6 protein-coding genes and 1 tRNA gene are annotated in these 8,511 nt (G+C 62.9%); 3 read left to right on the top strand and 4 right to left on the bottom strand.

The annotated features are described in order from the left end of the window. Positions 1-287 precede the first annotated feature (287 nt). Positions 288-692, top strand: a complete 405-nt coding sequence (locus AAFX91_RS16345) for a YccF domain-containing protein (protein ID WP_130580894.1) — start codon at positions 288-290, stop codon at positions 690-692. Between the two features lies 1 nt (position 693). On the opposite strand, the gene AAFX91_RS16340 is transcribed toward AAFX91_RS16345, so the two are convergent. Beyond that, positions 694-1,773: an LLM class flavin-dependent oxidoreductase gene (locus AAFX91_RS16340; RefSeq protein WP_394567136.1), complete on the bottom strand. Its 1,080-nt coding sequence runs from the start codon at positions 1,771-1,773 to the stop codon at positions 694-696. 127 nt (positions 1,774-1,900) lie between these two features. Here AAFX91_RS16340 and AAFX91_RS16335 point away from each other — a divergent pair. Both AAFX91_RS16335 and AAFX91_RS16330 read left to right on the top strand, forming a co-directional pair. Next, positions 1,901-1,977 (top strand) — tRNA-Arg (locus AAFX91_RS16335). A 440-nt stretch (positions 1,978-2,417) separates the two neighbouring features. Next, positions 2,418-5,096 (top strand): Ig-like domain repeat protein, encoded by a 2,679-nt coding sequence (locus tag AAFX91_RS16330; RefSeq protein ID WP_394567135.1) that lies wholly within the window; start codon positions 2,418-2,420, stop codon positions 5,094-5,096. 220 nt (positions 5,097-5,316) lie between these two features. Here the strand turns inward: AAFX91_RS16330 and AAFX91_RS16325 are convergent, their stop codons facing one another. Genes AAFX91_RS16325 through AAFX91_RS16315 form a run of 3 tightly spaced genes read right to left on the bottom strand, consistent with a single transcriptional unit; the run spans position 5,317 to position 8,336 of the window. Continuing rightward, positions 5,317-5,751, bottom strand: coding sequence for a hypothetical protein (locus AAFX91_RS16325; RefSeq protein ID WP_394567134.1), 435 nt, complete (start codon positions 5,749-5,751; stop codon positions 5,317-5,319). Between the two features lie 18 nt (positions 5,752-5,769). Continuing rightward, the gene (locus AAFX91_RS16320) at positions 5,770-6,705 is read right to left on the bottom strand and encodes a DUF2950 domain-containing protein (protein WP_394567133.1); all 936 of its coding nucleotides are present in this window, start codon (positions 6,703-6,705) and stop codon (positions 5,770-5,772) included. Further along, positions 6,702-8,336 (bottom strand): DUF3300 domain-containing protein, encoded by a 1,635-nt coding sequence (locus tag AAFX91_RS16315; RefSeq protein WP_394567132.1) that lies wholly within the window; start codon positions 8,334-8,336, stop codon positions 6,702-6,704. The genes AAFX91_RS16320 and AAFX91_RS16315 overlap by 4 nt, the downstream gene beginning before the upstream one ends. Between the last annotated feature and the right edge of the window lie 175 nt (positions 8,337-8,511).

The following is an 8,511-nucleotide window of genomic DNA, read 5'->3' as shown; positions in this document are numbered from 1 at the left end:
GCGCGAAACTACTTCGCCGTCGTCGCCATTGCCGCCACTCTGCTCTGGATAAGGTAACTGTCCACACGGCCTAGAGCTTCGGTCCTGATGGAAACAGACCGAAGCTCTAGATTCTTATTTTGACGCGTTTTCTTCACGCGAACCGGTGTCCACTTCGCTCGAAAACGCTCTAAGCCAGCGCGACCGCCGATCGGGCGGCTATCTTGCGCGACGACGATGGCGTACAAATATGGGGGGCGAGGCCGGCCACGAGGCAATCTGGCCATGCGGCAATGACGAGTGAACCCATGTCTCCTCTTTCCATCCTCCTCAATGTGCTCTGGATCCTGATCGGCGGCGCGTGGATGGCGTTTGGCTGGCTTGTCGCCGCAATTATCATGGCGATCACGATCATCGGCCTGCCCTGGGCGCGCGCGGCTTTCAACATCGCCGTCTATACCCTGCTGCCGTTCGGCTCGCGGGCGGTGCGCCGCGACGAAATCACCGGCGCGAGCGACGTCGGGACCGGCGCGTTCGGGCTGATCGGCAATGTGATCTGGTTCGTGCTCGCGGGCTGGTGGCTTGCGCTCGGTCACCTGCTCACGGCGATCATCTGGGCGGTCACCATCATCGGCCTGCCCTTCGCCTGGGCGCATCTCAAGCTTGCCGGCATCGCGCTGTGGCCGATCGGCAAGACGATCGTGCCGGCCTGAGCTACGCCATCAGGCGGCCGCGATTGTTCGCCGCAAGGATCGGACGGATCAGCCTCCCGAAACGCTCGGCCTCTTCGTCATGCAGATAGCCTGACAGGCAGAAGGAATGGCAGCCGGCATCGATGAATCGCTGCAGCATGTCGGCGCATTGGACGGGATTGCCGACCACGGCAATGCCGGCGCCGGGCCGGACCTTGGTGATGCCGGTCCACAGATGCGGCAACAGGAGATCGCCATGCTCGCGCGCAAGCTGCTGCACCCGTTGATTGGCGACTGAATTGTTGTAGAGCGTCTTCATCTCCTGTTTCTGCCGTTCGCTGGCGTGACGCACGAGGTGGTCGGCCGCCACCCACGCATCCGCTTCGTTCTCGCGGCAGATCACCTGCAACCGCATGCCGAAGCCGATCTCCTGCTCGCGGCCGTGGTTGCGCGCCAGCGCCCTGATCTCGGCGATGTTCTGCGCGATGCGTTCCGGCAGGTCGCCCCAGAACAGGTGCACATCGGAATGTTTCGCCGATAATTCCCACGCCTGCCGCGAGCCGCCGCCGAGATAGAATTTCGGAAACGGCTGCTGCAGCGGCCGCGGCCGGATGTGCGCACCCGATAGCGTGTGGAACCTGCCATTGAAATGCACCGGCCCGCGCGTGGTCCACAGCGCCTTCAGGATCGAGACCTCCTCGTCCATCAGCGCGTAACGCTCTTCCTTGGCATAACGAGCGCCTTCGGCTTGGACCTCGCTCTCGTTCTGGCCCGCGATCAGGTTGATACAGATGCGCCCGCCCGACATCTGGTCGAAGGTCGAGATCATCTTGGCTAGCAGCACCGGATTGATATAGCCGGGACGCGCCGCGATCAGCGGCTTGATCTTCGACGACCGCGCCGCCATGAAGGCGCCCGTGATCCAGGCCTCCCAGCACACCGAGCCGACCGGGATCAGCAAATATTCAAAGCCCGCCGCTTCGGCGGCCTGCACCACCCGCTCGCAGAGTTCCGGCGAGCCCGCCACCTGGGCTTCCATCAGCCCATAGGCCGTGGTGTCGCCATGTGTCGGCAAATACCAGCCAAATTCGAGCGGACGCATGACGAATCTCCCTGGGCAGACGGCGTTTGTACACAGTTTCTACGCCCAGTTTATCGCCTGTGCCCGGCCGAACAATCACCTCAAGGCCGTTGCCGACAGCAGACCAATCGGCTAAATGAACTGCCAAGCACCCGTAGCTCAGCTGGATAGAGCGTTGCCCTCCGAAGGCAAAGGTCACACGTTCGAATCGTGTCGGGTGCGCCATTTTTGCGGTGCTGGCCGGGTCGTCCGCAAGCGGTGACCAGAAAGTCGAGCGCCCCTGCTTCTTCTCCGTTCTCCGTCAAGCAGCCCGGCGGTGAACTTCAGCCGTTCATCCATCTGGTTACACTCCTGCCAGGGCACTTTGCTCTCCTCGCAAAAGGCCCCACTGCGTAACCCATATCTCCGGAGTGAATTGTCACCCATCTCTGGTCGGCAAGGACATGGCGTTGCACGCTGCTGCAGCCAACTCGTCAATCCGCTTTTTCAAGAATCAAAATCAACTTAACTCTGTGGTTATTCGGATCACCATCGATTGTCCTGCGAGATACGTCGGACGTCGCTTAGATCGGCGCGCATTTATTGCGCTCGACACGTCCCGATACGTGTGCGATCAACGACGACTGGCTGGGAAATACATCGCAAAGAGACGTGCTGGGGGCTAGGTGTCTGGGATTGGTCGCATTGTCGGCAGCATCAAGCTGGCCGCACTGATTGTTTTCGCATTTTTTGCCGTTTCGACGTCAGCCCATGCGGCGCCACCGACAGCGACCATCACTGTTGACCCGGATCGACTAGCGTATGGTGGGTCGGCGAAGGTGACAATCTTGTTCTCTGAAGCCGTGACCGGCTTTACTCTCCTTGACTTGACGCTCACCAATGCGACCGCGTCCAATCTCGCAACCTCGGACAACATCACCTACACCGTCGACCTCACTGCAAATTCGGGTGCGCCGGCCGCAACCAATCAGGTCGTTGTGAACTTATCCGGGGTGACGAACGGCTTGGAAGCCGGCATCGGCACCGCCGTTTCAAATAACTATACAGTCGGACCGATCAGCCAGACCATCACCTTCGGCGCCCAGACGGGACGGACCTTTGTCAGCGGCGGCACGTTTGTGGTCAGTCCGCTGGCCTCGGCAAGCAGCGGCCTGGCGGTAACCTATTCCTCGCTGACCCCGGGCGTCTGCACGGTTTTCGGCGGTATCGTGACCATGATCAGCGCAGGCACGTGCACGGTGGCCGCCGATCAGGCCGGCAATGGAACCACCGTCGCGGCCGCGAGCCAGGTGACCCAGGACATCATCATCGCCAGGGCGACCAGCAGTATTACGTTGGTTGCGTCACCCAGCCCGAGTCTTCCGGGACAGGCCGTCACCTTCACCGCGACAGTATCGGGCTCATCGCCCACTGGCACGGTGACGTTCCAGGACGGCACGACGACGCTGGGCACCGGCACCCTCAGTGGCGGACTGGCAACGTTCACCACATCGGCGCTGACGTCCGGAACGCATGCGATCACGGCAGTCTATGGCGGCGATACCAACAACACGTCCAATACGTCATCGGTGCTGAACCAGGCTGTCAACCAGGCGGCGACGGCGACAGTCCTCGTTGCGTCCGTCAATCCAAGCACGCCGGGACAGGCTGTCACCTTCACCGCAACCGTGACTGGCACGAGCGGCACGCCCACCGGCACGGTCACATTCATGGACGGTACGACGACGCTGGGCACCGGCCCCCTCAGTGGCGGACTGGCGACGTTGACCACATCGGCGCTGACATCCGGAACCCATGCGATCACGGCAGTCTACGGCGGCGATACCAACAACTCGTCCAGCACATCATCAGTGCTGAGCCAGGCCGTGAACCAGGGGACGACGTCGACAGTCCTCGTCTCATCTGCCAATCCCAGCACGCCGGGACAGGCGGTGACGTTCACGGCAACAGTGACAAGCGGGGGCGATACGCCGACCGGCACGGTGAGATTCGACGATGGCGGCGCTGCGATCGGCAGCGCCACCTTGGCCGGCGGGGTTGCCAGCCTGACGACCTCGGCGCTGACGGCTGGCACCCATACCATCACCGCAACCTATGCCGGCAATGGCACGTTCAAGGCCAGCACGTCGGCAGCGCTGCTGCAGGCGGTGAACACGCCACAGGACAGTCTGAAGCTGCGGGCCTTGCAGATCATCGCAACCAAGACCGTGGCGCAAAACTCGGGCGCAGCCATTGCAGGCGCGATCGACACCGCGATCTCCGAGGGCTTCAGCGATGGTGGCAACATGGTCTCGCCGAGCGGAGGCGGCATTCGTTTCAACTTCTCCGCCGATCCCGATCAGCCGCAGGCCGCAACCGCAGGCGCCGACGTGTCGGATCGATGGAATGGATTGTACGGGCGCAACGGCGGCGGCCTGTCGGGTGGCGCCAACAGCTATGCGCAGTCGCAATTGCCGCAGGGCGCATCCCGGGTCGACAACGCGTTCGCGGCAATCGATCGCAATGCGATGCCCGCCAAGGCGCCCGCGTTTCGCTACGTCGAGCCGAAGGACTGGCTGTTGTGGGCGGATGTCAGAGGCAGCGGCATCGATCGCTGGGGGTCGTCGACATCGACACCGATTCTGTACGGCAGCCAGATCAATGCGCTGTTGGGCCTTACGCGCAGGGTCACACCGAACTTTCTGGTCGGTGCGCTCGGCGGCTACGAGACCTTCGACTACCGGTCCGATGCTTTGAGTGGCCATCTCAAGGGCGATGGCTGGACACTCGGTTCATATCTCGGCTGGAGGTTCGCGCCGGGACTGCGCTTCGACGCAGCCGCGGCGTATTCCGGGATCGGCTATGACGGCACCGCAGGCACCGCTACTGGCAACTTCAGTGGACATCGCTGGCTGGTGTCGGGTGGTCTGACCGGCGACACCAAAGCTTATGGTTTAAACATCGAGCCTTCGGCCAAGGTCTACGCGCTCTGGGAAAATGAGAACGCCTACACCGACTCGCTCGGCACGCCGCAGGCGGATCGCAATTTCTTCACCGGCCGTGCCTCGGCCGGTCTCAAGGTCAGCTATCCATGGGTCGCCAGCGCGACCGTGGCGCTCGCGCCCTATGCGGGCCTTTACGCGGATTACTACTTCACCGGCGATGATGCCGCTGCGTTGGCGTTGGCCGGGGCCGTGCCGCTCGCTTCGGTCCCGCTGCTCGATGGCTGGTCCGCGCGTGCAACGGGAGGGCTGGCGGTGCGCCTCGGCAACGAAGCCACCGTTGCTCTTGGCGCCGAACTCGGCGGCATCGGCAGCAACGTGCAAATCTGGAGTTTCCGCGGAAGAGGATCTATTCCATTTTGAGACGACGAAAAATTATGCATTAATTTCACATAAGAGTTCGCTATTCTGCTCTGAATGGCGCGTTACTTTGCAGCGCGATGCGCGCCAGATCGAAACTGTAGCTCCGTCTCGTTCGCGTAGGTCGCTTCGGGCGCCAGCTCCGACACGAATGCCCGCTCATTGTCACAAGCGCAGAAGCTCAGCTTGAGCGGATGACTTTTGCTCTTGCCCGATACTCAACTCACTTCAGCGAAATCCTGATACCGCTGAGGTTGGCGGCGAACTCCATCCCCGCTTTCGGCCCTTTCAGGATGAGCACGACGCCGTTTTCATTTCTCAAGTTGACGCCGCCTGCGCCGCCAACCAAGGCGCCGCCGGCACCGACCGCGCTATAGGTGCCGGCAAAATCGCTCACGTCAGCTATCCCTGAGGCCCAACCTTCCAGACGGCTAACGGACGCGCCGGCGGTAACGCCGAGGCTGAGGCCCGAGACCCGGAACGGATAGTTGCGGCCGCGATATGTCAGGACGCCGGTGCCGCCGCCGGCGCCGACCACCAGGCCCGCTTTCGCGAAATTGACCCGGACATAGCCCGGCGCTTGCGCTTGCGATGGCGTCACAGGAAATGCAAACGCGAACAATGCGATCACCGCAAGACGAATTGCAAATGGCGCCATCGCAATGCTTCCGCCTTTTCAAGGATTCGTCGCGTCCACCTTCTTCCACGTCTGGTCCGGATCGAACAGATAAGTGCGCTTGGCGATGACCGCCGTGCGTTCACCGAGATCCTTCTGATAGACGGTGCCCGCGTGGTTGACCATGAGGGTCATGACGCCCGAATTGCCATACTCCGCGGGATAGGCGATCAGCCCGAAGCCGCCGATCATCTTGCCCTTGACGACGTAGTTCACGGCCCCGCCGGGCGCATTCGGCCCCTGCCCCTTCAGGATTCGGAAGTAGTAGCCGTGGTAGGGCGCGCTGCCCTCCGCGCCGGCCTTATAGCCTTCCGTTGCCGCCTGCGCCGCGAGCTCGCCAAGGGGACTTTGGTCGCGATCGTCGCGCCAGAACAGGCCATCCTTCTTGCCCGGAGTGCTGACAATCCGTTGAGCATAGACACCGGCGCCGTCCCCGGTACGATCCTTGTCCGCATATTCGTTCTCGGCATCGACAAAGGCGAGAGCGGTTTGAATGGCATCGAGTTCGTTGCGTCCGATGCGGCGATACAGGATCTCGAGGCGACCCGCCGCGGAGTCAAACTCCCAGCCATCCCTGTTGTTGACCAGAGGAATCGGGAACGGGAAGTCATCCGCGCCCAGGATGAGCGTTGCCTTCTTGTTTCCTTCCGCCTTGACCGAGTGCTTGGCTTCATACGCGGACAGGAAACGTTCGCGCGTCTCGGCATCGGCGACATCATCGCCTGACGCGATGATGTCCTCGGCGTCCTTGCCCAGAACCTTCAGCACGGCTCTCTTCTCGCCGGTCTTGACCGCGGCAGCCAGCGCGGCCGCGGCGTCCTCCGGCGAAGGATAGGCCTGTTGCGCGTGAGCCGATGTGATCGGGAGCGCCAACATCATGAGGGCGGCGACGGCAGCCGCGGGTCGAGCCAATCGGAGCGACGGAACGACGATCATGGTGATGGCTCCGATGCTGTGGGAATCCTTGCTCCGGCGGCAAGCCATTCGCTGTAGGTCCGGAACTTCAATCCGAGCCCGTCGTAGTAGACCCTGAGGTAGCCGTCGCTGCCGCGCGTGACGGCGTCCGGCATGACGCCCAGCACTTCCTGCGCCATCACACCGACATAGGGCTTGCTGCTGCCGAGATAGCTGAAGCGGTAGTAGCCGAGACCGTTGGCGAGACGACCAAGCAGAACGATATCGTGCTTCAGTGCGATGTCCGACCGCCGTCCGCCGCCACCACGGAAGCCCCCGCCGCCTCCGCCACGGAAGCCTCCACCGCCGCCGCGAATGCCGGCGCCCTGGAAACCACCGCCCCCGCGGCCGGCGAGGGCGACCGAGCCTCCGGCCCGCCCTGCAAAGCTTGCCTGGCCTCGAGCGGCCTGCAGATTGGCAGCCCTGCCGGACGACACATTCTTGAAGGCGGTGTCGCGGCCGCCGCCGCCACGCGCCGCATTGCGACCGCGCTCACCTGCCCCCGCACGAGCGCCCCCTGCTTTGGCGCGATCGGCTGCAGCCGGCCGATTGGCCCGATCACCGCCGGGACGGTCGCGAGAGGCGGCGCCGTCGCGACCGCGATCTCCTGCACGGTCGCCACCGCGATCGCCGCCGCCCGGGCGATCCTGTCCTGGACGCAGCACCTGCTCGCCGCCGCGGCCGCGGAAATCCATCCGGTTCGCACTTCCCGCCTTCAGATTGTTGTTGCCGAAACGCTGCTGAACATTGGCATTGCTGTATCGCACGCCTTGCCGATGCGCCGGGTTGTGCTGCCAATTGTTTCCGACGTTGGTGACCCTGTTGTAGTGGTTGACGTAGAGGTTGCGATTGCCCCAATTGAATCCGCCGCCCCAATAATTGCCCCAGCGGCCGATCGCCCAGGCGGTACCGAAGGCAAGGCCCGCTGCGATCACGCCCGCGCCGATATAGGACGGGTAGCCGAAATAATAGGGCGGATAGTCCGCGTACGGCCAAGTTCCGTAGACGGTGGCCGGGTCGTAATAGGGAACGTACATCGCATTGGGATCAGCCGACTCGATGACGATCACCTGCTTGTTGTCCTGAGTCTGCACGCTGACCTTCTGCTGCTTCGTCGTCACCAGCTTGTTGTTGGCCTGGGCTTTGGCGCGCAGCCGCTGGACCGCGTCCATGACGTCAGGCTGCTGTGCGAGGACGGCATCGCCGAGATTCTTGGTCCAGTCGATCTTGTCGCTCATCATCGAGAGAACTGCTGCCGTGCTGACCAGCGCTTTCACGCTGTCGTCCCAGGATTGCTTGTCGACCGCGTTCTTCAGTGCATCGCCCTTCAGGTCCTTGTGCGAGGCCACCCAACGGTCGGCCTGCACGATCTCCAGCGGATAGGTCGACGCCGCGAGCACGTTCGCCAGGAGATCATCAGGATAAAGTGCAATCGGCGCGACCAGCGCCTCGAGCTGTTCAGGCTTCAACAATTGTTCGCTCGGCGCGGCCTGTGGCGTCCCCTGCGGTTGATCGCCCTGAGCAGGCGGAGGGTTGGTCGCCTGCGCAAAGGCGGCGACGGGAGCCGTCAGGAACAGCGCGAGCGCGAGCAAAATCCTGCCGCAACGAGACATCACAACCTCCATGAGCCTCACATGCGGCAAACATCCGTCCGGGGCATGCGCGCTTCTTGATCAAGATCAAAGAAACCCGGGGCGGTTCACCTGGACGCGATATTGCTGCGGCGCGACATGCTCACGGGCAGATAACCAGGATCAACACGAACTCGCGCCGTTGCCGGTTCGCGCC

It is taken from the genome of Bradyrhizobium sp. 31Argb (assembly GCF_043638955.1).
In the GTDB taxonomy this organism is placed as follows: Bacteria; Pseudomonadota; Alphaproteobacteria; order Rhizobiales; family Xanthobacteraceae; genus Bradyrhizobium.
The sequence above is the reverse complement of the archived record's forward strand: the minus strand, read 5'-3'. Positions and strand labels throughout refer to the sequence as shown.

Bases quoted from the DNA above. Each gene is read 5' to 3' on its own strand.
- AAFX91_RS16315 (WP_394567132.1), bottom strand. From the start codon at position 8,336: ATGTCTCGTTGCGGCAGGATTTTGCTCGCGCTCGCGCTGTTCCTGACG.
- AAFX91_RS16345 (WP_130580894.1), top strand. From the start codon at position 288: ATGTCTCCTCTTTCCATCCTCCTCAATGTGCTCTGGATCCTGATCGGC.
- AAFX91_RS16340 (WP_394567136.1), bottom strand. From the start codon at position 1,773: ATGCGTCCGCTCGAATTTGGCTGGTATTTGCCGACACATGGCGACACC.
- AAFX91_RS16325 (WP_394567134.1), bottom strand. From the start codon at position 5,751: ATGGCGCCATTTGCAATTCGTCTTGCGGTGATCGCATTGTTCGCGTTT.
- AAFX91_RS16320 (WP_394567133.1), bottom strand. From the start codon at position 6,705: ATGATCGTCGTTCCGTCGCTCCGATTGGCTCGACCCGCGGCTGCCGTC.